Origin of the sequence: Xanthobacter oligotrophicus (genome assembly GCF_008364685.1) — a bacterium.
GTDB lineage: Bacteria > Pseudomonadota > Alphaproteobacteria > Rhizobiales > Xanthobacteraceae > Xanthobacter > Xanthobacter oligotrophicus.
This window is the reverse complement of record NZ_VTTL01000015.1, coordinates 47,863-70,446: the sequence shown is the minus strand read 5'-3', so window position 1 is coordinate 70,446 and position 22,584 is coordinate 47,863. Positions and strand designations below refer to the sequence as shown.

The following is a 22,584-nucleotide window of genomic DNA, read 5'->3' as shown; positions in this document are numbered from 1 at the left end:
GATGATCGGCAGCGCGATGTGTTGACCTATGGTTTTGTTGATCAAGTTCGCGGGAGCGGGGCAATGAAGAAGTTCGGTCTGGGTGCCATTGTTGCGGCGGGCTTCGCCGCCTTTTCGATGGGCGGCGCGGTGGCGGCGGACCTGTCGACGCCGGTCTACAAGGCGGCCCCGGTTGTCGAGGAGGCCCTGAGCCCCTGGCAGATCCGCGTTCGCGCGCTGTACGTGATGCCGGAGAACGGCGGGTCCGTGAACGGCGTCCTCGGCTCCAGCCTCACCTATTCCGACTCGGTGGTGCCGGAACTCGACATCACCTACTACTTCACCAAGAACATCGCGGCCGAACTCATCCTCGGCGTCACCCCCCACGACATCAACGGCTCGGGCACCATCAGCAGCCTCGGCCAGGTGGGCAAGGTGTGGCTGCTGCCCCCGACCCTCACCCTGCAGTACCACTTCACCGATTTCGGGCCGTTCAAGCCCTATATCGGGGCGGGCGTGAACTACACCGTGTTCTTCAATCAGGACGCCAAGAACCCCGCGTTCGCCAGCGTCGACGTGCACGACACCTGGGGCCTCGCCCTGCAGGCCGGCTTCGACTGGATGATCGACCGTCACTGGGGCATCAACGTGGACGTGAAGAAGCTCTTCCTGGAGCCCTCCTTCACCCTGCAGACCGTCGGCGGCAGCTACCTCACCGGCGGCGCCGACCTGAACCCCTGGATCTTCGGTACGGGCGTCACCTACCGCTTCTGATCGGTCCTTCCAGACCTGACCTCCAGAACAGCGCCGGTCTTCCGGCGCTGTTTTTTTTCGCGCGTGCAGCGCACCCACGCGCGCGCCCGAAACGTTGGCAGCGCAGCAATCCGCCGCGACGCAAAAGCGGCATGCAACGATCATCCAATTGCGGTACGCCTCGTATCCGGTTTTAAAGCCCCGCCAAGGTGCTTTGGAATCGTTGCGAAGTGTCGACGATTGAGATACCTGATCGGTCGATTTTTTGGAGGAGGCCCCATGGCCGACAGCCCTCAGCGCATTGATCGCCCCCTTTCGCCCCACCTACAGATCTACCGCCCGCTGTTTACGATGATGATGTCCATTGTGCATCGCATCACCGGCGTCGGGCTCTATTTCGGGACGGCGATCCTGGTCTGGTGGCTGCTCGCCGCCGCCACCTCCCCCTCGGCCTTCGAGAGCTTCCGCTCGGTGGCGGGCTCGCCCATCGGCCTCCTCGTGCTGTTCGGCTACACCTGGGCCCTGCTGCACCACGCCTTCGGCGGCGTGCGCCACTTCATCTGGGATTTCATCCACGGCTTCGGCCCGCAGGAGCGCGTGCTCCTCGCCAAGGCCAGCCTGGCCGCCTCCGTGGCGCTGACCGTGATCCTGTGGGTCGTCGGCCTGGCCGTGAAGGGCTGAGGAGGATCACATGAGCAACACCCCGTCCTCCGGACACGCCCCCATGCGCACGGCCCTCGGCCGCGTGCGCGGCCTCGGCTCCGCCCGCTCCGGCACCGACCACTTCTTCAAGCAGCGCGTCACCGGCCTCGCCAACCTGATCCTGATGATTGCCTTCATCGCGATCGTCATCAGCCTCGCCGGCTCCAGCTACGCGGCGACGCGCGCCACCCTCGGCCATCCGTTCGTGGCGGTGGTCATCCTGCTGACGCTGCTGTCGGTCACCACGCACATGCGCATCGGCATGCAGGTGGTGATCGAGGACTACATCCACGGCGAGGCGCTCAAGGTGCTGCTCATCGTGGCCAACACCTTCTTCAGCATCGCCATTGCCCTCGCCGGCGCCTTCGCCGTGCTCAAGATCAGCCTGGGAGGCTGACATGGCCGACACCGCAACCAACGGGGCCGCCGCGCCCGGCATCAACGGCGCTGCCTACCCCATCGAGGACCACACCTACGACGTGCTCGTGGTGGGCGCCGGCGGCGCCGGCCTGCGCGCCGTGGTGGGCTGCTCGGAAGCCGGCCTGCGCACCGCCTGCATCACCAAGGTGTTCCCCACCCGCTCCCACACCGTGGCGGCCCAGGGCGGCGTCGCCGCCTCCCTCGCCAACATGGGCGAGGACAAGTGGGAATGGCACATGTACGACACCGTGAAGGGGTCGGACTGGCTGGGCGACCAGGACGCCATCGAATACATGGTGCGCAACGCGCCGGCCGCGGTCTACGAGCTGGAGCACTGGGGCGTGCCCTTCTCCCGCACCGAGGACGGCAAGATCTACCAGCGCCCGTTCGGCGGCATGACCACCCATTACGGCAAGGGCACCGCCCAGCGCACCTGCGCCGCGGCGGACCGCACCGGCCACGCCATGCTGCACACGCTCTATGGGGCGGCGCTGAAGCACCACGCGGAATTCTTCGTCGAATACTTCGCCATCGACCTCATCATGGATGAGGATGGCCGCTGCCGCGGCGTCATCGCCATCAAGCTCGACGACGGCACCATCCACCGCTTCCGCGCCCATCTCGTGGTGCTCGCCACCGGCGGCTACGGCCGCGCCTATTTCTCCGCCACCTCCGCCCACACCTGCACCGGTGACGGCGGCGGCATGGTGCTGCGCGCCGGCCTGCCGCTGCAGGACATGGAATTCGTGCAGTTCCATCCCACCGGCATCTACGGCTCGGGCTGCCTCATCACCGAGGGCGCCCGCGGCGAGGGCGGCTACCTCACCAATTCCGCGGGCGAGCGCTTCATGGAGCGCTATGCCCCCTCGGCCAAGGACCTTGCCTCCCGCGACGTGGTCTCCCGCTCCATGACCATGGAGATCCGCGAGGGCCGCGGCGTCGGCAAGAACAAGGACCACATCTTCCTGCACCTCGACCATCTCGACCCCGCCATCCTCCACGAGCGCCTGCCCGGCATCTCGGAGAGCGCGAAGATCTTCGCCGGCGTGGACCTGACCCGCGAGCCGATCCCGGTGATCCCGACCGTGCACTACAACATGGGCGGCATCCCCACGAACTATTACGGCGAGGTGCTGGACAAGCGCTCGGGCGATCCCGACACGGTGGTGCCCGGCCTCATGGCCATCGGCGAGGCCGCCTGCGTCTCGGTGCACGGCGCCAACCGCCTTGGCTCCAACTCGCTCATCGACCTCGTGGTGTTCGGCCGCGCGGCCGGCCTGCGCGCCGCCGAGCTGGTGAAGCCCGGCGAGAAGCACCGCGAGCTGCCGGCCGGCAGCGCCGACCTCGCCCTGTCCCGCCTGGACGCGGCCCGCTACGCCTCCGGCGGCACCCCCACCGCCGAGCTGCGGCTGGCCATGCAGAAGGTGATGCAGAGCAACTGCGCCGTCTTCCGCACCGGCGAGGTGCTGGAGGAAGGCTGCAAGCTGATCCACGACGTCTACAAGGGCGCGAGCGACATCGGCGTCACCGACCGTTCGCTGGTGTGGAACTCGGACCTCATCGAGACGCTCGAGTTCGAGAACCTCATCGCCCAGGCCATCGTCACCATGGAGGGCGCCAACGCCCGCCAGGAAAGCCGCGGCGGCCACGCCCGCGAGGACTTCCCGGATCGCGACGACGTGAACTGGATGAAGCACACCCTCGCTTACTTCGATACCGCATCCGGCAACGTGCGGCTCGATGACCGGCCGGTGCACACCTACACGCTGTCCAACGACATCCAGTACATCGAGCCCAAGAAGCGCGTGTACTGATCGTGTCATCGCGACCGCGCGCGGCACGGGCGGAAACGCCCACCGCGCGCGGCCATGGCCAGAAATCCTGCGGGCGGTTACCGCTCCAGCGTTCCAGGACGTCCCATGGTTGAGCTCACCCTCCCGAAGAACTCCCAGATCACGCCCGGCAAGGTGTGGCCGAAGCCGCAGGGCGCCAAGACGCTGACCGAGTTCCGCATCTATCGCTGGAACCCGGACGATGGCCGCAACCCGCGCGTCGACACCTATTATGTCGACCGCGAGGATTGCGGCCCCATGGTCCTCGACGGCCTGATCTGGATCAAGAACACCGTCGACCCCACCCTCACCTTCCGCCGCTCCTGCCGCGAAGGCGTGTGCGGCTCGTGCGCCATGAACATCGGCGGCACCAACACGCTGGCCTGCACCAAGGGCATGGACGAGGTGCTGGTGAAGGGCGTGGTCAACGTCTACCCGCTGCCGCACATGCCGGTGGTGAAGGACCTGGTGCCGGACCTCACCCATTTCTACGCCCAGCACGCCTCCATCGAGCCGTGGCTGCAGACCGACAGCCCGCCCCCCGAGAAGGAGTGGCGCCAGGCCAAGGATGATCGCGAGAAGCTGGACGGCCTCTACGAGTGCATCCTGTGCGCCTGCTGCTCCACCTCCTGCCCGAGCTACTGGTGGAACGGCGACCGCTACCTCGGCCCGGCGGCCCTGCTCCAGGCCACCCGCTGGCTGAAGGACAGCCGCGACGAGCGCACCGGCTCCCGGCTCGATTATCTGGAAGATCCCTTCCGGCTGTATCGCTGCCACACCATCATGAACTGCGCCCAGGCGTGCCCGAAGAGCCTCAACCCGGCCAAGGCCATCGCCGAAATCAAGAAGATGATGGTCGAGCGCCAGATCTGACGGCACGCGATCGCGATCACGCCTTTTCGAAAGGCCGCCCGCCTCTGGCGTGGCGGCCTTTTGCTTGGCTGGCGCCTCGCAAGGTGGGACCGGCGGCACACCGCATCCGGCGCCAAACGGACACCGCTTCTCAACCCCGCGCATTCCGTGTTAAAAATTCCCCGTCAACCTTGAGATTGCCGGAGGAGGCGAGATGTCGGTCATTCGCGTTCTTGTGCTGGCGATCCTCGGCCTCGCGCTCCTCGCAGCTCTGATCGCCCGCCCGTCGGAGACGGTCGTGGTCCTCGGCAGCGCCGTGCTTACCCTCACCACCGCCAGCAGCATCGTCTTCTTCGGCTTCGTGGCCATCGCCGCCCTGATCGGGCTGGAGCGTCACTCCGGCCGCCATCTGGCGCCGGCCGCGCCGGTCCACATCCACCGCTCCCTGCGCGACGAAGTCTGAAGCGGCCGGGTTCTTCAGCGCCGGCAGGTGGCCGCTGGCCACGGGCTCTGGCGATAGAAGGGCCGCAGCTCCACCACCTGGATGCGCTCCCACAGGGTGCTGGACGGTTCCGGGCACAGGCGCAGCATGGCCGAGGTGGGGTTGCCCCGCCAGCTTTCGGGAATATGCACCACCACCGCGAAGACACCGGCCTCATAGGACGGGTCGCGGGCCCACCAGCCCGCCAGCAGGCGCTGCCTGAGATAGCTGCGCAGCGACAGGAACGGGTCGAACGGATAGGGGTCCACGTCCGGATCAACCGGCGGTCGCGCCGGCAGGCCCTCAAGGCTCTGCATGGGGGCCTGCTGGGCGATGGCCCCACCAGCCCCGACCAGCGCGGTCACAAGCGTCAGCATCATCAGCGCCCACGTCACGATGGCCCGCCCCACGCGCCGGCGCACCGGGCCGCGCGGACCTGCCGCGCTTCCGCTCTTGTGCCCTGTGCCGATCCCGATCCCCACGACCATTCCAGGCCCCGCTCCCCTGCTGCACCACGATCAACAATCCCGGCCCGGCCGCTTTCCTCCGCCGCCCGCGGGCATTATGGCTCCCATGAGAGAGCCGGACCCGGCGCGGGGAAATCACCGCCTGCGCCAAGCCCTGTCCGGCGCGAAGGCGTAGGCCGCAGTGTAGAGCGCCGCGCGCGCATTTTCCGTTCACGCCGGTTCGTGGGACATGCTCTATCTCTGCCTTCATCGCACGTTCGTCACCCGAGCCGGCGTGCATTTCGCGCCAACATGCTCCAGATCAAGGCCACGGACGGGGAACAGGGGTGAGCAAGGCCGGTATGATCACGAAACCATCCCAAGCCGAGCTCACCCGGAACTGCCCGCCCGACGCGCGGCGAACCATCGCCGCTGGCCGGACACAGCCGTGACCGCGACGCCGTCCCCCTCCTTCGTCACCCTTCTCCGGACCTACGGCACCTATGCCGGAGCCATGATGGCCCGCGGCCTCGAACTCGTGGGCAAGCTCGGGCTCTACATGCTCGGGGCACGGGCGCTGGGGGTGCACGATTCGGGCTATTTCTTCCTCTGCCTCACGGTGGTGGGGGTGCTGGCCACGGTGTCGCGGGGCGGGTTCGAGCGGGCGGTGGTGCGCCATCTCGCCGCCGAGCTGGCCGTGGGCAAGGGCCGGGCGGCGGGGCATGCCTTCCTCGTCGGCCTTGGCGCGGTGCTAGGGCTCGGCCTTGCCGTGACGGCGCTCACCGCCGCCTTCGCCCAGCCGCTGGCGGACTATGTGTTCCGCGATCCCGATGCCGCCCGTCCGCTGCTGCTCTCCACCCTGGTCATCCTGCCCCAGGCCGCCTGCTATTTCATCGGCAACGCGCTGCTCGGCCTCCACAAGGGCGCAGCGGGCCAATTGGTGCAGAACGGCCTGTGGCCGGTGCTGACACTGGCGGCGGTGGTCGCGGGCGTCACCTCCCTCGACGGGCTGCTGTATGCCCTGGCCGGGGCCAATGTGGCGGCCACGGTGGTGGGCGCAGTGCTGCTCTTCCGCGAGCGCCACCGCTTCGTGGACACCCACACGGATACGCCGCCGGGCACGCCCCTGCCGGCACTGTGGCGCACGGCGGCGCCGCTTTCGGTGGTGGAGATCGTGCAGATCCTGCTGCCGTCCCTGCCGGTGCTGCTGCTTGCCACCTTCGGCCTGCCGTCCCAGGTGGGCGCCTTCAGCGTGGCGAACCGCATCTCCATGCTGGTGTGGGTGGTGAGCACCTCCATCGGCAGCGTCGCCGCCCCCTCGTTTGCCGCCCGGCACCGGCAGGGGCAATGGACCGAGCTGCGCCAGCTCAACCGCCGGGTGCGGCTGGCGGTGGCGGTCTTCGGCACGCCCGTGGTGGCGGTGATGGTGTTGGCGCCGGCGCAGGTGCTGCATCTGGTGGGACCGGGATTCGAGATCGCGGCCACGGCGCTGGTCATCCTCGGCGTCGGCCAGCTGGTCTATTGCCTGCTGCCGTGCCAGGAGATCGTGCTGGCCATGGCCGGCCACGGCAGCGTGCTGCGCTGGCTCACGCTGGGGCAGACCGTGGTCTGCGGCGCGCTGTGCGTGCTGCTCATCCCGCCCTTCGGCATGATCGGGGCGGCCATTGCCACGGCGGTGTTCGCGGCTCAGCTCGCCATCGGCGCCAGCCTCATGGTGCGCAGGCTGATGCCGCAGGCGTTCTGATCCACCACGAGAGCGGTCGCGCCTCACGCCGGACGCAACCCTCTCTTAACGGTAAAGTAAGCGCGGCGTTGCACGGTGGGGAAAGCCTCCCGTCCGCGCCGCAGCAAGGGTCGGACACGGGAGCCGGGCGTGAAGCAGGGGGACGCATGTTGATGCCGCAGGCGGCCCAGACCGGCGCCACGGAACCGGCCACGGGATCCACGCCGCCCGCCTTCACCCTGCGCGATTTCCTGATCGCCGCCTTCTACCACATCCGCATCGTGCTGCTGGCGGGGCTGATCCCGCTCGTGGTGGCGCTGGCGGTGGCCGCGACCAGCCGCACCGAATACACCGCCTCCAGCCTGCTCATGGTGATCGTGAGCCGCGAGGTGTCCAACGCCCAGAACGTGACCGACACCGGCCCCGCCGTGCTCAGCATCGAGGGCCTGAAGCAGGTCGAATCGGAAGTGCAGATCATCGAGAGCGCGGACGTCGCCCGCGCCACGGTGGTCGAGATCGGCGTGGACCGGCTGTTCCCACCGGGACGGCTCGCCGCCATCACCCGCCTGTTCAGCTCCGACAAGGACCTGATGGACAAGGCCGTCGAGCGCTTCCAGGCCAGCCTGCGCGCCTCGGTGCAATCCGGCTCCAACGTGATCAAGGTGAGCTTCACCAATCCCGACCGCGACGTGGCCATCGCCGCCGCCGACGCGCTGGTGAAGAATTATCTCGCCGCCCGCCGCCGCCTGTTCGAGAACCCCACCGCCAAGATCCTGATGCTGGAGGTGAACCGCTTCCAGAGCGACCTCACCGCCGTGGACCGGGAGATCGAGCAGCTCAAGGTCAAGGCCGGCATCATCGATTTCGCCCAGGACGCCATTCTCGCCTCCAACCAGGTGGACAGCATCCTCCAGCGCCGCCGGCAGGTGGCCGAGCGCGAGGTGGCCGTCGCCGCCCAGGTGACCGAGGCCGAGAAGCAGTTCGCGGCCCTGCCTGATTCGGTGTTCGACTTCGCCGAGAAGACCGACGCCCTGCCCGGCGACGAGGACAACAACACCCTCTCCAAGCTGCTGCTGGAGCGCGACCGGGTGGCGTCCCAATATGCCCCGGGCAGCCAGCTGCTGCGCGACCTCGATCGCCAGATCGCCACCATCCGGGCGCGCATCAAGACCCGCTCGGAGCGGCGCTATTCCACCGACCGGGCAGTGCGCAACCCGCAGGTCAACTACATCCAGAACATGATCCTGAGCCTCAAGGTGGAGCAGGATTCCCTCGGCCGGCAGAAAGGCGAGCTGGTGCAGCAGCAGCGCCTCGCCGAGGAGCGCCTCGCCGCCCTGCGCGCCGCCGAGACGCCGCTGATCGAGCTGAACCGCAAGCGCGATTCGCTGGGCGAAGGCTTCCGCGAATATCAGCGCCGGGCCGTGGCCGCCGCCATCGAGGAGGCGGCGGCCCAGTCCCGCCAGTCCGCGGTGCGCGTGGTGCAGGAGGCCGGCTCGGCGGTCACCAAGCGGTCGCTGGCACTGCCGCTGGTGGCGGCGGGGCTGTTCGCCGCGATCCTGTTCGGTGGCGCGGCCGGGGCTCTCGCCTCGAGCCTGCGCACCTCATTCGTCACCCCCGCCGAGGCCGAGCGCGCGCTCGGCCTGCCGGTGCTCGCGGTGTTCGATGCCGAGGCGGAACGGCCCGGCAATGCCGGCACGGATGAAGCCATCGGCAGTTGCGCCACCCTGCTGCTCGATACCCGCATCGACGAGGAGCCGCTGCGGGTCCTGCATTTCCTCGCCCCCGATGCCGATGACGCCCTGCCCTGGCTCGCCCGGCGGCTGGCGGAGGAGTTCGCCGCCCGGCGCCAGCTGCGCACGCTGCTGATCGACCTCTCCAGCGCAGCGCCCTACCCGCTCGCCGCCGGCGGCGGCGACGTGCGCGGCGGCATCGCGGTCACCGGCACGCCGGTGCCCCTGCTGTGGGCCGCCGCCGACGCGGAGCGCTCGCCGCTGCTCGACTTCCGCCTGCCCATCGCCGAGGCGGAACTGATGATGGCCGAGCTGCGCCGCGCCTTCGACTGCGTCGTCATCTCGTCGGACCTGCCCGGCGCCTCGCTTGTCACCCAGCGTTTCTGCCAGCTGGTGGATGCCAACATCCTGGCGGTGCAGGCGGAGAAGTCGCGCCAGCCGGCGGTGCTCCGCCTGCGTGACCAGGTGGCCGAGAGCGGGGGCCTCACCATCGGCCTCGTCTTCCTCGGCCGGCGCTATTACCTGCCGAACTGGCTCTATCACCGCGCCTGACCGCACGCCTTCCCGTTGCGACGACCGCAGTGCCCGCTTCCGCCCGCCATGCGCGGATGCGGGCCGCCGTGGCGTGGGCGCATCGTCACCGCCGCATCATCCGCCATCGGTTTCGAGGCACCATCGTTAAGCATTTCGTTAACCACGCCGCTTTAGGGTCGCTTTACCACGTTCGAGGGTTTTCGCCGGAGATTTGCCATTTGCGCGCCGTCCAGAGCGGTCCGCCCATGCCGGAAAATCTCCGCATTAACCTTTTGAATACGATTAGGCGCGGGAGTTGGTCGATGGTCTTGCCAGAATGCGGCGTGGTGAACACCGCTCGCGGCCCGGCCCGGGACGACCGACTTCGGGCGCGGGGGGCAAGGCGCAGGGCAGCGCTCGCCCTGCTGGGATTGGGCCTCGCGCTCAATGGCTGCGCCGCCATCGCCAGTTCCCAGAGCACCGGCACCGAGCCTTTCACCACCGGGCACGAGCTGCGCTTCACCGAGGTGAACGCGGAGCGCTTCAAGCCCTGGAACGACCAGGTGCCGAGCTATCGGCTGGGACCGGGCGACAAGATCAAGATCAAGTATTTCATCACCCGCGAGATGGACGAGGACCTGACCGTGAGCCCTGACGGGTCCATCGCGCCCCGCGCCATCGGCCAGATCCGGGTGGAAGGCTCCACCCTCTCGGGCGTGCAGGATTATGTGCGCCGCGAATCACGCAAGGAGCTGGCCGACCAGAAGGTGGTGGTTGCGCTGGAGGAGGCCTCCTCCGCCCGCGTCTATGTGGGCGGCATGGTGGCCCATCCCGGCGCCTTCAAGCTCGCGGACATGGGCACCAGCGTGCTCCAGGGCATCCTGCTCGCCGGCGGCTTCACGGAAGATTCGCGCACCGGGCAGGTGGCGCTCATCCGCCGCGGCCCCAACAACGAGCCCATGCTGCGCCTCGTCAATGTGCGCGACGTGATCCAGACCGGGTTCGACGCCAACGACGTGCCGCTGGTGAGCGGCGACATCATCTATGTGCCGCGCTCGTCCATCGCCGAGGTCAATCTGTGGATCGACCAGTTCATCAACAAGGTGGTGCCGTTCCAGCGCCAGTTCAGCTATACGATCGGCTCCTATTCCACCACCGGCGGCGGAACCTCGATCCTGCCGTAACCTCTTAAGTTGATGTCTTTTTCACGCGAGCCGGTCGTCCCTTCGCTCGGCTCGCGCTGTAGACTGATCGGGCGCGCCTGCCCCCGCGCCGGGTTTCATGACAGTCCGGCGCCGGGAGGGCGCCGACCAGAGGCGTCGATCACGCATGCGCGCGGCATCTGAAATGGACACGCAGTTCCGCACCGAGACCTTCCTCGGCGCACCGTTCGCCTGCCTCGACGTGCCCGGCGCCGCGCGCGTCATCGGCGCGCGACCCCTGGGCGCAGCCTTCAGCTATGTGATCACCTCCAACGCCTCCCATCTGGTGCGGCTCAACGCCCGCAAGGACGAGCGCTTCGCCGCCGCGCTGGCGGATGCCGGCCTCAACGTGCTCGACGGCGCGGTGCCCCACCTGCTGGCGGAACGCCTGTTCGGCCTCGACATCCCGCTGTGTCCCGGCAGCGACCTCACCGCCGAGCTGTTCGAGCACGTCATCCAGCCCGACGACCCGGTGACGGTGATCGGCGGCAGCGAGGAGATGAAGCGCCGGCTGATGGCGCGCTACGGCATCCGCACGCTCCATCTTCACGTGCCGCCCATGGGCTTCATCGACGATCCGGCCGCGGTGGAAGCGGCCATCCAGTTCGTCATCGACCATCCCGCGCGCTACGTGTTCCTGGTGGTGGGGGCGCCGCGCTCGGAATATCTCGCCCACATGATCGCCCGGCGCGGCGGCGCCGTGGGCACGGGGCTGTGCGTGGGCAGCGCGCTCAATTTCCTCACGGGCCTGGTCCAGCGCGCCAGCCCCGCCTTCCGCCGGCTGGGCCTTGAATGGCTGTACCGGCTGGCGCAGAGCCCCAGCACCCATTTCGAGCGGGTGTTCGTGGATTCCCTGCCTATCTTCCTCATCGCCGCCAAGGCAAAGCGCGATCCCGCCGCCTACGGCATGCGGCGCGGCGGGGACGGAGAACCGTGACCGACCAGCCCGCGAGCCGGGATCCGCCCCGGGATCCACCGAGCCGCCGCGTGGTCATCCCCCTGCGCCGCAGCGCCTCGGGCATGGCGCCGGCTCTCGACACTGGCACGCACGTGCTCGCCAAGCTCGCCTTCGCGGCGACGCTGCCGCTGTTCGCGCAGGTCTTCTACTATCTCAACGAGTATCCGGCGCCCTACCTGCTGTCGAAGGCCTGGCCGTTCCTGACCCTGCCGCTGGCGCTCTACGGCATGGTCCGGCTGAAGCTCCCGGTGGGACGCATGTTCCTGGTGGTGCTGGCCTATGGGCTCGGCTTCACGCCCATGGTTTCGGTGATCCAGCTCGGCAACGGCTTCCTCGACGCGCTGACCACCACCATCAAGGCGTGGCCCTTCACCTATTATTTCAGCCTGTCGGCCGTGCTGGCGCTGCTCGCCGTGCCGCCGGAGAGCATCCGCAAGGCAGTGCTGGGTCTCGGGGCGGCGACCTTCTTCCTGATGGTGATCATCTATCTGGTCGCGCCCACATCCTGGTATGCGGACAATCCCGCCGACAGCAAGCTGCTGTTGTTCGACCTGGAGCGCGGCTACCGGGTCTACATGCCCATGTTCTTCGGCATGATCCTGGTGTTCTTCCTGTCCCGCGCCTTCGTGCTCCGGCGCAACATCCTCTACGGGCTCGGCGTCGCGTTGGCCTTCGCACCCATGCTGCTCATCTACAAGCAACGCGCCGCCATCGCCGCCGCGCTGGTGGTGGTGGCGTTCGGCATGGCCATGTCGCTGCCGCAGCGGGCGCGCCGGATCGTCATCGGGCTCGCTCTGGCGGCGACGGCGGTGGGGCTGTTCCTGGTGGGGCGCAAGCTCGGCCTGTTGCCCGGCGGCGGCTCCGGCGATGCGCAGGACGCGTTCGGCGCCTCGCTCTCGGTGCGGCAGAATTCCTCGGCGCTGGCCTTCGCCTTTCTGGGCGATGATCCGCTGCGCTGGATCTTCGGGGTCGGCGCCACCACGCGCTTCAGCACGGTGACGCTCAACGACATCTTCGGCAACGACCAGTTCTTCATCGCGGACCTGGGATGGATCGGCGTCGTCTTCGAATACGGCATCATCGGCGCCGTCCTGCTCGCGGTGCTGCACTTCTGGTGCTTCGCCACGGCGTTCCGGCTGACGCGGGGCCTCGACGACCCCTTCGCCCTCGCCCTCAGCGACTACGTGCTGTATCTGATCATAAGCTCCGCCGTGTATTCGGTGGTGTTCACGCCCGGAGAGCTTGGCGTCGTCATGGCGCTCACCATCTATCTCGACCGGCGCCGGCGCGCGCTGCCGCCCGGTCCGCCGCCGGGCGAACCCCGCCATTTCGGCCTCGGCCGACCCGTGGGAATCCGCCGCGTGACCCTCGGACGCTCGGGAGCAACCGCACGTGCCGGCTGACCGCGCCCAGCACACCGCAGGGATGCGGCATGCTTGAATCCCTGCAATATCTGCGGGCGGTGGCCAGCCTCATGGTGGTGGTGTTCCACCTCGGGGCGCCGCTGTCGCGCCTCGGGCTCACAGCGCCATGGCCGCAATCTGGCGCGGCGGGCGTCGACATCTTCTTCGTTCTCAGCGGCTTCCTGATGCTGGTCACGACCCGCGGCCGGGACAGCTACACTTTGAGCTTCTACGTCAAGCGCATCATCCGCATCGTCCCGCTCTACTGGATCGTGACCACGGCGAGCCTCGCGCTGCTGCTGGTGGCGCCGCAACTGGTGAAGAGCGGCAAGGCGGACGCCTGGCACATCCTCGCCTCCTACCTGTTCCTCCCGGCGCGCCATCCGGTGCTCGGCACCCTGGAGCCGCTGGTGGTTCCGGGATGGACGCTGAACTACGAGATGTTCTTCTATCTGCTGTGGGGCGTGGCGCTGCTGCTGCCCGGGCGCGCGCGCCTGCCGGCCATCGCCCTCTTCCTCTCGGGGCTCGCCGTCCTCGGCCGGGCAGTGCCCAGCGAGAATGCCTTCCTCGCCTTCTACACCGCGCCCATCATGCTGGAGTTCGTCTTCGGCCTCGCTTTGGGCCTCTGGTATCTGGAAGGGCCGGCGCTGGCGCGGGGGTGGGGCTTTGTCTTCATTGCCGCCGGCTTCGTGTCGCTGCTGGCGCAGGGCGATGTGGCGCTTGAAACGCGCGTGATCCAGTGGGGCATCCCCGCCGCCATGGTGGTGGCCGGCGCCCTCGTGCTGGAGCGGGCGCGGCCGGTGAAGCGCATCGGCGCGTTCGTGCTGCTGGGCGATGCCTCCTATGCGCTCTATCTGGTGCACGGCATGGTGCTTTCGGCCGTGGGACAGGTCTTCGTGCACCTTCCGCAGCCGTCGCCGCTCGCCTTCGTCGCCTGCGCCATCGCCGGCGTGGGCGCGGCCATTGTCGTCGCCATCGCGGTGCATCTGGTGGTCGAGAAGCCGCTGCTGCGGCTCATGAGCGCGCGGCCCCGGGCCAGCCGGGCCGCGACATGATGCCAACCGCCCCGGCCTTCGACCGGAGCCGAGAGGGTTTCGCTCAAGCGCTGCGCGGGCTGAACCAAAGTCCGACGGCGACAGGTACGCAAAAAAGCGGTTGCACGCGCTTGCCGAAGCGTTGCCGGGGCTGTCTATTCCCGGCGTCCGGCCGGAGCACGCGCCATGCGGGCCGTGCGATGATGAAGCCAAGGGGGCAGTGACATGTGGAGACGCGTGAAAAAGCTCGTGAACGAGCCGGCCTTCCGCGAGGCACCGCTCACTGTCACGGGCCGGGCCATCTCGCTCGCGGCCCACGTGGCCCTCGGCCGCAGCCCGGTGGCGCAGATCACCCCCGGCGGCGCCCGCTTGAAGCTGCCGGCGGACCTGCGCTTCACCACCACCAGCGTGTTCCTGCTGCGCGACAAGGTGGAGCCGGAGGTGCGCTACCTTGAGAAGTTCCTGCGCCCCGGCGACGTGTTCGTGGACGTGGGCGCCAATATCGGCCTGTTCACCCTGAAGGCGGCCAGTTTCGCCAGCCGGGTGGTGGCGGCCGAGCCGGGCGCCGTCGCCGGCCGGCAGCTCGCCGACAACCTCGCCCTCAACGGCTTCAGGAACGTCACCATCGTGCCCAAGGCCATCTCGGACACGGAGGGCAAGGCGGTGCTGTTCCACAATCCCCTCGGCGATGACCCGCAGGCCTTCTCCCTCATCAATGACGGCACCAGCAGCGAGAGCGAGGAAGTGGTGATCACCACCCTCGACCGCCTCGCCGCCGACCTCGGCCTGTCCCGCGTGGATTGCCTCAAGATCGACGTGGAGGGCGCGGAGGACCGGGTGATCAAGGGCGCCGCCGGGACGCTGGGCCGGTTCCACCCTGCCGTCATCTTCGAGATGAACTGCCCCACCCTGCTCAAGGACGGCGGCGATCCGGCGGCGGCCTGGGTGGCGCTCGGCGCGCTCGGCTACGGCTTCTTCCAGCTCCAGGACGACGGCACGCTGACCCCGCTGGCAACCCGCCCCACCCGTTTCGGGAACTATGTGGCGCTCCACCCCCAGGGCCGGCCTCTCGCTTAATACCATCGGCCTCGGTCCTTGACCGATGCCAAGTGGGTTCGCTCAAGCGCCGCGCGGGCTTGGCCAACGGCCCGTGAGTCAAGCTCACGGGCCGTTGGTATAAGCTGGAGAGCGGGGGGCTCAGCCCTGCCAGCGCTCCAGGCGTGCGATGATGTCGGGCCGCGCCGCGAAATAGAAATCGTTCACGTAAAGCGCGCCCTTGCGGGGGCGCGTGCCGTCCGGCTCCAGCGCCGCGACCGACTGGTGAACGGCCGGATCGAACTCGGCGATGGGCCGCATCTTCTGCCCCAGCCGGAAGAAGCCGCGATAGCCGAAGGGGTCCAGCACCTGCCGGACCGCCGCCACGGCGCCGGGCCGGTGGCGCTCCTCCGCCTCGATCAGGAATGTGGGGCGGCTCGCCGCGACGAGCCCCCGCGCGCCTTGGAGCACCTTCACCTCGTGGCCCTCCACGTCGAGCTTGATGAAGCTCACATCCGCCGTCACGCAGGCATCGAGCCGCGCCATGGGGACATGCACGTCCTCGGTCGGACCCGCCGCGAGGTCGCCGTCGAGGGTGGCGAGCGGCGACAGGTCGCGCGGAATGTGCAGCACCGCCGCGCCCGCGTCGGCGCTCAACGCGGTCTCGAACAGGGTCAGCGCACCGGAGCGGATCTCGCCGGGAAACCGCAGCTTCAGGATGCGCACGAGGGAGGGGTTGGGCTCGAAGGCCAGCACCCGCGCGCCGTGCCTGAGCAGCCAGTAGGTGAAGAGCCCGCGGTTGGCGCCGATGTCGCAGACGGTGTCGCCGGGCGCCACCAGCAGCGGCAGAAGCCGGACTTCGCTGTCGGGGTCATGGGCGGCGCGCGCATCCACCAGCGGGCACAGCAGTGCGAAGACCCGTGGCATGCGGCGTTCGAGGATGGCCTTCAAGGATTTCAGCATGCGCTCCCTGCGGATGCCGCCCCGCCGCGCCGGAAGGCGTTCTCGCCACTCTATCGACCTCTCATAGCAGAGGCGGGAGGGAAGACAATGGAGGCACAGGCAAGGGGCCGGCCTTGATTTCGGCCGGCGCGCGACGGCAGGCAGGCCCGGCTTCGGCGACGCTTTAACGCACGGTTTTGATCCGGGCGGGTCGGGCTTCGGCGCCCGTCATCGCCTGGCGGGAGGAAGCCTCCCCTGATGGGCTGGCGGGAGAGGACAGCTTTTTCTATGGTCGCGCCCGACAGCGCAGGAGAAGTTGCATTGAACGCCCCACGCGCGCCCCGCCCGGCGGTGTTTTTCGACCGGGACGGCGTCCTCAACGTGGATACCGGCTATGTCCACGCCCCTAAGGACTTCCGCTGGGTGGACGGGGCCCGCGAGGCGGTGCGGCACTTCAATACGCTCGGCCACCTCGTCTTCGTGGTGACCAACCAGTCGGGCGTCGCCCGGGGCTATTATGGGGAAGCGGAGGTCGCGGCCCTGCATGGCTGGATGGCGGGCGAGCTTGCGGCCGTCGGCGCCCATGTGGACGACTGGCGCTATTGCCCGTTCCATCCGGACGCGGCGGTGCCGGCCTATCGCGCGGTCCATCCCTGGCGCAAGCCGGCGCCGGGCATGATCCTCGACCTCATGGACCACTGGCCGGTGGCGCGCGACCGCAGCCTGCTCATCGGCGACCAGCCCTCCGACATGGCAGCGGCGGCGGCGGCGGGCATCGCCGGCCATCTGTTTCCCGGCGGCGATCTCCTCGCCTTCGCCCGCGGCCTGCGCTCCGCGCGGGTTTAATACCATCGGCCTTTTGTCTCCGACCGATGCCAAGTGGGTAACGCTCAGATGCCGCGCGGGCTCGGCCAATGGCCCGTGAGCCATTGGCACAAAGTGCCCCGCTCAGGGCACCGGCGCGTCGCACCCGGCAAGGCCGAGGCTGACGCAGATGGCGCGCGTGAGGCTGCGATAGTCGGGATTGTCCGGCCCCGTTGGGCCGGGCGGCACCAGGCCGAGGCCGTAGAGCATGGCGCCCGCCTTCGGATCGGACAGGACGTCCTGAAGCAGGTTCACCGTCCGCGCCACGGTGAAGCGCGGCCCGCCGGCATCCGAGGGCATGACCTGGATCCCCAGCGCCAGCGGCCCCGGCCACAGGCTGCGATAGGCGCGGAAAGCTTCAAGCGGCTGGTAGGCGGGCCCGGCGTCGTAGGACATGACCGAGACCAGATCGAGCCCCCGCGCCGCCTCCGACTTCAGCAGCGCCCGCATCATGCCCACATAGGGGCCGTAGCGCGGCTGCGAGGCAGCGAAAGCGCCCTCGCCATAGGCGCCGACGCTCCAGCCGGCGAGGCTCACCACATGGGGCCGGGGCAGCACCGCCCGAAGATCGGCCAGCACCGCGATGGCGCGGGCATCGTCGGCGCAGGCGATGCGACCGTCCGGCGTGCGGGCGCAGCCCGAATCCGCCGTCTCATAGTCGAGATCGACGCCATCGGCGCCGAGATCCGTCACCAATTGCGCCAGCGCGCGGAAATCCCGCGCATCCCAGCCGAAATAGCCCCAGCCGCCCACCGCCAGCAGCACCTTGGTGTCCGGGTGATCAGCTTTCAGCGCGGCGATGGCCGCTTTCAGGACGGCGCCGGAAAAGGGAAAGGCGAGGCCGGTGCCCGACAGGTCGAGGTCCCCGGCATAGGCGAGGTCCGGCTTCACGAAGCCCAGCGCCACGTGGGAGATGGCGCCGGGCAGCCGGGCCAGCAGGGTCTTGGCCGGGTCCTGCGTCGCGACTTCGGCCCAGGAGGCGAGATAGGCGAGGAACGGGCGTTGCTCTCCCTCCGCCGCGCCGGCACGGCCGGGCGACAGTCCCAGGACCAAAACCACCAGGACGATCAGAAGACCGCCGGCCCGGCCATGCCCTTGGTGATGGTGAGCAGCATGATTCTGATGTCGAACCATATGGACCAGTGCTCGATGTAGAAAAGGTCGAGCTCCACGCCCCGCTCGGCCTTTTCGAGGGTGTTGATGCCGCCGCGCATTCCGTTGATCTGGGCCCAGCCGGTGATGCCGGGCTTCATCCGGTAGCGCGCCACATATTGGCGGATCGCCTCGTAGCGCACGTTGGTGGCGACCTGCATGTTGGGCACATGGGGCCGCGGCCCCACCACCGACATCTCGCCCCGGAGTACATTGATCAGCTGGGGCAGCTCGTCGATGGAGGTGGAGCGCAGGAAGGCGCCGATGCGGGTGATGCGCGGATCGTCCTTGGAGGTGCCCCTGGAGCCGTCGTCCGACAGATCGACCCGCATGGTCCGCAGCTTGAAGCAGGAGAAGACGCGGTTGTTGAGGCCCACGCGCGGCTGGCGGAACAGGATGGGCCCGGGGGAATCCAGCTTGATGGCGGCGGCGGCGACCAGCAGGATGGGGGCGGTGAGGATGAGGCCGATGGTGGCCACCACGTAGTCCTCGACGCCCTTCAACAGCCCGAGCGAGCCCTTGAGCGGCTGCTGCTGCACCTGGAGCGCGGGCTCGCCGGCGATGCGCGTGAGCCGGGCGTCGTTGAGCATGAAGCGCTCGGGATCCAGCTCGACGATGACGTCGGCGGCGATCTGGTACATCTGGTTGGCAATGGTGCTGATGGATGCGGGATCGTCCCAGCTCTTGGTGACGACCACGATGTCCACCGGATTGTGCTTCACATATTCCAGCAGCTCGGCCAGCCCGCCCATCAGGGGAACGCCCTCGGGCGCGGGCGGCGGCGGGGCCATCTCGCCCGGAAGGTGCCCCTCGTCGAACATGCCTACAAAGGTGATGAGGCCGTTCGCGCCCTCCTCCTCGCGGTAGCGGCGCACGAGGTCGCGGGCCCGGGCCGGATCCCCGATGATCACCGCATTGCGCCGCAGCACCCCGCGGGTCTTCACCAGCGCCACGCCCGTACGCACCAGCACGAAGCGGCCGAAGATCAGCGTCACCGCGGTGAGGATGCCCCAGCCGAGCAGCGCAACGAGGTTGGTCGAGCCGATGGGGATGATGGCGTAGTAGCAGATCGCCAGCAGCGCGCCGGCCGGCACCCCGGCCACCGCGAGGTGACCGAGCTGGCGCAGCGGGCGCGTATAATGCTCGACCCGATAGGCGCGGCCGGTCTGCAGGATCTGGACGAAGGCGAAGACGCCGATGGCCCAGAGGATGGCCATCTGGCTCCAGGACAGGAAATCCCAGCGCCCGTGCGCGATGATGGCGGCCAACGCCGCCATGGCGACATCACACAACAGGACGAGGCGGTTGACGAGCCCGTGGGTCCAACGTGTCATCGCGCCAATCCCTGCCGGCAGAACGCGCTCGATCTCGTGGAGCCGAGCCGCGACCGGGATTCGTTCTGCTGAAGAAGCCGTTGGCAGTCAAGCTGGGGAAGGCACCACATGTGTACAAATGAAAAGAGCCGCCCGGCTCACGCCGCGCGGCTCGTTCGAGGATTACGGCCCGCAAGGCCTCAGGTCAGTGGCCGAAGGCCTTGACCACCTCTTCGGTCACCTTCTTGGCGTCGCCGAAGAGCATCATGGTATTGTCCTTGAAGAACAGCTCGTTCTCCACGCCGGCATAGCCCGCCGCCATGCCGCGCTTGATGAAGAGGACGGTCTTCGCCTTCTCCACGTCCAGGATCGGCATGCCGAAGATGGGCGACTGCGGATCGGTCTTGGCCGCCGGGTTGGTCACGTCGTTGGCGCCGATGACGAAGGCCACGTCGGCCTGGGCGAACTCGGAGTTGATGTCCTCCAGCTCGAACACCTCGTCGTAGGGCACCTGGGCCTCGGCCAGCAGCACGTTCATGTGGCCCGGCATGCGGCCCGCCACCGGATGGATGGCGTACTTCACCTCGACGCCTTCCTCCTTCAGCATGTCCGCCATTTCGCGCAGGGCGTGCTGGGCCTGGGCCACCGCCATGCCGTAGCCCGGCACGATGATGACCTTCTCGGCGTTCTTCATGATGTAGGCCGCATCGTCCGCCGAGCCCTTCTTCACCGGGCGGGCTTCCACCTGGGCGCCGCCGCCGGCCGCCGCGGCGTCACCGCCGAAGCCGCCGAGGATGACGGAGATGAAGGAGCGGTTCATGCCCTTGCACATGATGTAGGACAGGATGGCGCCCGAGGAGCCCACCAGCGCGCCGGTGATGATCAGCGCGGTGTTGCCCAGGGTGAAGCCGATGCCCGCCGCCGCCCAGCCCGAGTAGGAGTTCAGCATCGACACCACGACGGGCATGTCCGCTCCGCCGATGGGGATGATGAGCAGCCCGCCGAGGATGAGCGAGACCACAGTGATGATCCAGAACAGCGTGATCGAGCCGGTGAGCACGAAGGCGATGATCAGGACCAGCAGCAGGATGCCGAGGCCGGCGTTGATGAAGTGGCGCGACGGCAGCATGATCGGCTTGCCGCTCATGTTGCCGTTGAGCTTGGCGAAGGCGATGATGGAGCCAGTGAAGGTGATGGCGCCGATGGCGACGCCCAGCGACATCTCCACCAGGCTGGCGCCGTGGAGGTGCCCCGGATCGCCGATGCCGAAGGCGCGCGGCGCGTAGAGGGCGGCAGCCGCCACCAGCACCGCGGCCATGCCCACCAGCGAGTGGAAGGCGGCGACCAGCTGCGGCATCTGGGTCATGGCGATGCGCTTGGCCACCACCGCGCCGACACCGCCGCCGATGCCGATGCCGGCCAGCACCAGCACCCAGCCGATGAGGTCCGACGGCGGCGAGAGCGCCAGCGTGGTGAGGACGGCGATGCCCATGCCCACCATGCCGTACAGGTTGCCCTGCCGCGAGGTGGTGGGATGGCTGAGGCCACGCAGGGCCAGGACGAAGAGAATGCCTGCGACCAGGTAGAGCAGGGCAGCGAAATTCGCGTTCATGTGCTCCGCCTCACTTCTTCTTGGAGTACATGGCGAGCATGCGGCTGGTCACGAGGAACCCGCCGAAGATGTTCACCGAGGCGAAGACGAGCGCGACGAAGCCGAAGATGCGCGCGCCCCAGGCATGGCTTGAATCGCCAACCGTGGTGACGCCCACCGCCAGCAGCGCGCCCACCACGATCACCGAGGAGATGGCGTTGGTGACGCTCATGAGCGGGGTGTGCAGCGCCGGGGTCACCGACCACACCACGTAATAGCCCACGAACACCGCGAGCACGAAGATGGAGAGGCGGAACACGAAGGGGTCGATGGCCCCTCCGGTCGCGCCGTGGGCCACCGCGCCGAGGGCGGCGCCGGCCTGGTCGGCGTAGAGCTGGGCAGCTTCCGCCGCCTGGCGCGCGATCTCTGCAGCGGCGCGGGCCTGGGAGGCGGCGTCCGTCGCGGTCTGGGCTGAGGCGGGATTCATCAGGCCGCTCCCTCGATCTTGGGTGCGAAGTTAGGATGCACGACGGCGCCGTCGCGGGTGAGGAGGGTGGCCTTGACCAACTCGTCGTCCCACTTCACGGCGAGGGACTTGGTCGCCTTGTCCACCATCGTCTCGAAGAAGTTGAAGAGGTTCTTGGCGTAGAGCGGCGAGGACGACGCCGCGATGCGTCCGGGCACGTTGAGGTGGCCGACGATCTTGACGTTGCCGACCCACGCCACCTGGCCGGGCACGGCGCCTTCCACGTTGCCGCCGCGCTCCACCGCCAGGTCGACGATGACCGAGCCGGGCTTCATGGAGGCCACCATCTGGGCCGTGATCAGGCGCGGCGCGGGCCGGCCGGGGATCAGGGCGGTGGTGATGACGATGTCCTGCTTCTTGACGTGCTCGGCGACGAGGGCCGCCTGCTTGGCCTGGTACTCGGCCGACATGGGCTTGGCGTAGCCGGCGGCGGTTTCCGCCTGCTTGAACTCATCGTCCTCCACCGCGACGAACTTGGCGCCCAGCGAGGCGACCTGTTCCTTGGCGGCGGGGCGCACGTCGGTGGCGGTCACGATGGCGCCGAGGCGGCGCGCGGTGGCGATGGCCTGGAGGCCCGCCACGCCGGCGCCCATGACGAAGACGCGCGCGGCGGGCACGGTGCCGGCGGCGGTCATCATCTGCGGCAGGGCGCGGTTGAACTCGGCCGCGGCGTCGATGACGGCGCGATAGCCGGCGAGATTCGCCTGGGAGGACAGAACGTCCATCACCTGCGCGCGGGTGATGCGGGGCATCAGCTCCATGGCGAAGGCGTTGACGTTGTAGCGCGCCAGCGTGGCCAGGGCCTCGTCGTTGCCATAGGGATCGACGATGGCCAGCAGCAGCGCGCCGGGCTTGTACGACGAAAGTTCGGCTTCCGTCGGACGGCGGACTTTCAGTACCACTTCAGCGCCGTACAGGGCATCGGCGGCGGTGGGCGCGATGGTGGCGCCGGCGGCTTCGAAGTCGGCATCCAGAATGCCCGACTTGAGGCCCGCGCCCGTCTCGACCGCCACGCTGGCGCCGAGCGCGACCAGACGCTTCACCGTATCCGGGGTCGCAGCGACCCGCGGCTCGCCGAGATCAACCTCGGCGGGGACAGCGATTTTCATCAGAAATGTCTCCGGTGCTCCAAC

21 protein-coding genes are annotated in these 22,584 nt (G+C 68.6%); 14 read left to right on the top strand and 7 right to left on the bottom strand.

Features of this window, described 5'->3' with window-relative positions; genetic code table 11:
* Positions 1 to 63: 63 nt before the first annotated feature.
* The 6 genes from FZ033_RS22300 (at position 64) to FZ033_RS22275 (ending at position 5,001) form a co-directional block, all read left to right on the top strand.
* Positions 64 to 753 (top strand): OmpW/AlkL family protein, encoded by a 690-nt coding sequence (locus FZ033_RS22300; RefSeq protein ID WP_188079634.1) that lies wholly within the window; start codon positions 64 to 66, stop codon positions 751 to 753.
* A 258-nt stretch (positions 754 to 1,011) separates the two neighbouring features.
* Positions 1,012 to 1,413 carry a succinate dehydrogenase, cytochrome b556 subunit gene (gene sdhC, locus FZ033_RS22295; RefSeq protein WP_149578265.1) on the top strand — a complete coding sequence of 134 codons (402 nt, stop codon included), beginning with the start codon at positions 1,012 to 1,014 and terminating at the stop codon, positions 1,411 to 1,413.
* 10 nt (positions 1,414 to 1,423) lie between these two features.
* The gene (gene sdhD / locus FZ033_RS22290; RefSeq protein WP_149578264.1) at positions 1,424 to 1,831 is read left to right on the top strand and encodes a succinate dehydrogenase, hydrophobic membrane anchor protein; all 408 of its coding nucleotides are present in this window, start codon (positions 1,424 to 1,426) and stop codon (positions 1,829 to 1,831) included.
* Position 1,832: 1 nt separating this feature from the next.
* Complete coding sequence (gene sdhA / locus FZ033_RS22285; protein WP_149578263.1) at positions 1,833 to 3,668, top strand: succinate dehydrogenase flavoprotein subunit; 1,836 nt, start codon at positions 1,833 to 1,835, stop codon at positions 3,666 to 3,668.
* A gap of 105 nt (positions 3,669 to 3,773) precedes the next feature.
* The gene (locus FZ033_RS22280) at positions 3,774 to 4,559 is read left to right on the top strand and encodes a succinate dehydrogenase iron-sulfur subunit (RefSeq protein WP_149578262.1); all 786 of its coding nucleotides are present in this window, start codon (positions 3,774 to 3,776) and stop codon (positions 4,557 to 4,559) included.
* A 193-nt stretch (positions 4,560 to 4,752) separates the two neighbouring features.
* Positions 4,753 to 5,001 (top strand): hypothetical protein, encoded by a 249-nt coding sequence (locus FZ033_RS22275; protein ID WP_149578261.1) that lies wholly within the window; start codon positions 4,753 to 4,755, stop codon positions 4,999 to 5,001.
* Between the two features lie 14 nt (positions 5,002 to 5,015).
* On the opposite strand, the gene FZ033_RS22270 is transcribed toward FZ033_RS22275, so the two are convergent.
* Entirely contained in the window at positions 5,016 to 5,507 is a 492-nt protein-coding gene (locus FZ033_RS22270) for a hypothetical protein (RefSeq protein WP_149578260.1), read from the bottom strand.
* A gap of 406 nt (positions 5,508 to 5,913) precedes the next feature.
* Between FZ033_RS22270 and FZ033_RS22265 the strand changes: the two genes are divergently transcribed.
* The 7 genes from FZ033_RS22265 to FZ033_RS22235 all read left to right on the top strand — a co-directional run bounded on the left by FZ033_RS22265 (position 5,914) and on the right by FZ033_RS22235 (position 15,105).
* Positions 5,914 to 7,209 (top strand): lipopolysaccharide biosynthesis protein, encoded by a 1,296-nt coding sequence (locus FZ033_RS22265; protein ID WP_149578259.1) that lies wholly within the window; start codon positions 5,914 to 5,916, stop codon positions 7,207 to 7,209.
* A gap of 146 nt (positions 7,210 to 7,355) precedes the next feature.
* Entirely contained in the window at positions 7,356 to 9,470 is a 2,115-nt protein-coding gene (locus FZ033_RS22260; RefSeq protein WP_149578258.1) for a GumC family protein, read from the top strand.
* A 284-nt stretch (positions 9,471 to 9,754) separates the two neighbouring features.
* Positions 9,755 to 10,615, top strand: coding sequence for a polysaccharide biosynthesis/export family protein (locus tag FZ033_RS22255; RefSeq protein ID WP_149578257.1), 861 nt, complete (start codon positions 9,755 to 9,757; stop codon positions 10,613 to 10,615).
* 163 nt (positions 10,616 to 10,778) lie between these two features.
* A complete protein-coding gene (locus tag FZ033_RS22250) occupies positions 10,779 to 11,570 on the top strand; it encodes a WecB/TagA/CpsF family glycosyltransferase (protein ID WP_232847617.1) in 792 nt (263 codons plus the stop codon).
* Positions 11,567 to 12,994 (top strand): hypothetical protein, encoded by a 1,428-nt coding sequence (locus FZ033_RS22245; RefSeq protein WP_149578255.1) that lies wholly within the window; start codon positions 11,567 to 11,569, stop codon positions 12,992 to 12,994. The genes FZ033_RS22250 and FZ033_RS22245 overlap by 4 nt, the downstream gene beginning before the upstream one ends.
* A gap of 29 nt (positions 12,995 to 13,023) precedes the next feature.
* Entirely contained in the window at positions 13,024 to 14,049 is a 1,026-nt protein-coding gene (locus FZ033_RS22240; RefSeq protein WP_149578254.1) for an acyltransferase family protein, read from the top strand.
* Positions 14,050 to 14,265: 216 nt separating this feature from the next.
* Entirely contained in the window at positions 14,266 to 15,105 is an 840-nt protein-coding gene (locus tag FZ033_RS22235; protein WP_232847616.1) for an FkbM family methyltransferase, read from the top strand.
* Between the two features lie 120 nt (positions 15,106 to 15,225).
* Here the strand turns inward: FZ033_RS22235 and FZ033_RS22230 are convergent, their stop codons facing one another.
* Complete coding sequence (locus FZ033_RS22230) at positions 15,226 to 16,026, bottom strand: FkbM family methyltransferase (protein WP_149578252.1); 801 nt, start codon at positions 16,024 to 16,026, stop codon at positions 15,226 to 15,228.
* Positions 16,027 to 16,326: 300 nt separating this feature from the next.
* On the opposite strand from FZ033_RS22230, the gene FZ033_RS22225 reads away from it, so the two are divergent.
* A complete protein-coding gene (locus FZ033_RS22225) occupies positions 16,327 to 16,851 on the top strand; it encodes an HAD family hydrolase (protein ID WP_149578251.1) in 525 nt (174 codons plus the stop codon).
* A gap of 102 nt (positions 16,852 to 16,953) precedes the next feature.
* Here the strand turns inward: FZ033_RS22225 and FZ033_RS22220 are convergent, their stop codons facing one another.
* From FZ033_RS22220 to FZ033_RS22200, 5 genes are all read right to left on the bottom strand, one after another.
* A complete protein-coding gene (locus tag FZ033_RS22220; RefSeq protein ID WP_232847615.1) occupies positions 16,954 to 17,928 on the bottom strand; it encodes a glycosyl hydrolase family 18 protein in 975 nt (324 codons plus the stop codon).
* Between the two features lie 8 nt (positions 17,929 to 17,936).
* Positions 17,937 to 19,355, bottom strand: a complete 1,419-nt coding sequence (locus tag FZ033_RS22215; protein ID WP_149578250.1) for an exopolysaccharide biosynthesis polyprenyl glycosylphosphotransferase — start codon at positions 19,353 to 19,355, stop codon at positions 17,937 to 17,939.
* Positions 19,356 to 19,539: 184 nt separating this feature from the next.
* Entirely contained in the window at positions 19,540 to 20,946 is a 1,407-nt protein-coding gene (locus FZ033_RS22210; protein ID WP_149578249.1) for an NAD(P)(+) transhydrogenase (Re/Si-specific) subunit beta, read from the bottom strand.
* Positions 20,947 to 20,956: 10 nt separating this feature from the next.
* On the bottom strand, positions 20,957 to 21,412 hold the full coding sequence (locus FZ033_RS22205) for a proton-translocating transhydrogenase family protein (protein ID WP_149578248.1): 456 nt from the start codon (positions 21,410 to 21,412) through the stop codon (positions 20,957 to 20,959).
* Positions 21,412 to 22,560 carry a Re/Si-specific NAD(P)(+) transhydrogenase subunit alpha gene (locus tag FZ033_RS22200; RefSeq protein ID WP_149578247.1) on the bottom strand — a complete coding sequence of 383 codons (1,149 nt, stop codon included), beginning with the start codon at positions 22,558 to 22,560 and terminating at the stop codon, positions 21,412 to 21,414. The genes FZ033_RS22205 and FZ033_RS22200 overlap by 1 nt, the downstream gene beginning before the upstream one ends.
* Between the last annotated feature and the right edge of the window lie 24 nt (positions 22,561 to 22,584).

Coding starts and splice junctions, on each gene's coding strand:
- FZ033_RS22280 (WP_149578262.1), top strand. CDS start 3,774: ATGGTTGAGCTCACCCTCCCGAAGAACTCCCAGATCACGCCCGGCAAG.
- FZ033_RS22200 (WP_149578247.1), bottom strand. CDS start 22,560: ATGAAAATCGCTGTCCCCGCCGAGGTTGATCTCGGCGAGCCGCGGGTC.
- FZ033_RS22300 (WP_188079634.1), top strand. CDS start 64: ATGAAGAAGTTCGGTCTGGGTGCCATTGTTGCGGCGGGCTTCGCCGCC.
- FZ033_RS22215 (WP_149578250.1), bottom strand. CDS start 19,355: ATGACACGTTGGACCCACGGGCTCGTCAACCGCCTCGTCCTGTTGTGT.
- sdhA (WP_149578263.1), top strand. CDS start 1,833: ATGGCCGACACCGCAACCAACGGGGCCGCCGCGCCCGGCATCAACGGC.
- FZ033_RS22255 (WP_149578257.1), top strand. CDS start 9,755: ATGGTCTTGCCAGAATGCGGCGTGGTGAACACCGCTCGCGGCCCGGCC.
- FZ033_RS22205 (WP_149578248.1), bottom strand. CDS start 21,412: ATGAATCCCGCCTCAGCCCAGACCGCGACGGACGCCGCCTCCCAGGCC.
- FZ033_RS22275 (WP_149578261.1), top strand. CDS start 4,753: ATGTCGGTCATTCGCGTTCTTGTGCTGGCGATCCTCGGCCTCGCGCTC.
- sdhC (WP_149578265.1), top strand. CDS start 1,012: ATGGCCGACAGCCCTCAGCGCATTGATCGCCCCCTTTCGCCCCACCTA.
- FZ033_RS22270 (WP_149578260.1), bottom strand. CDS start 5,507: ATGGTCGTGGGGATCGGGATCGGCACAGGGCACAAGAGCGGAAGCGCG.
- sdhD (WP_149578264.1), top strand. CDS start 1,424: ATGAGCAACACCCCGTCCTCCGGACACGCCCCCATGCGCACGGCCCTC.
- FZ033_RS22260 (WP_149578258.1), top strand. CDS start 7,356: ATGTTGATGCCGCAGGCGGCCCAGACCGGCGCCACGGAACCGGCCACG.
- FZ033_RS22210 (WP_149578249.1), bottom strand. CDS start 20,946: ATGAACGCGAATTTCGCTGCCCTGCTCTACCTGGTCGCAGGCATTCTC.
- FZ033_RS22230 (WP_149578252.1), bottom strand. CDS start 16,026: ATGCTGAAATCCTTGAAGGCCATCCTCGAACGCCGCATGCCACGGGTC.
- FZ033_RS22250 (WP_232847617.1), top strand. CDS start 10,779: ATGGACACGCAGTTCCGCACCGAGACCTTCCTCGGCGCACCGTTCGCC.
- FZ033_RS22240 (WP_149578254.1), top strand. CDS start 13,024: ATGCTTGAATCCCTGCAATATCTGCGGGCGGTGGCCAGCCTCATGGTG.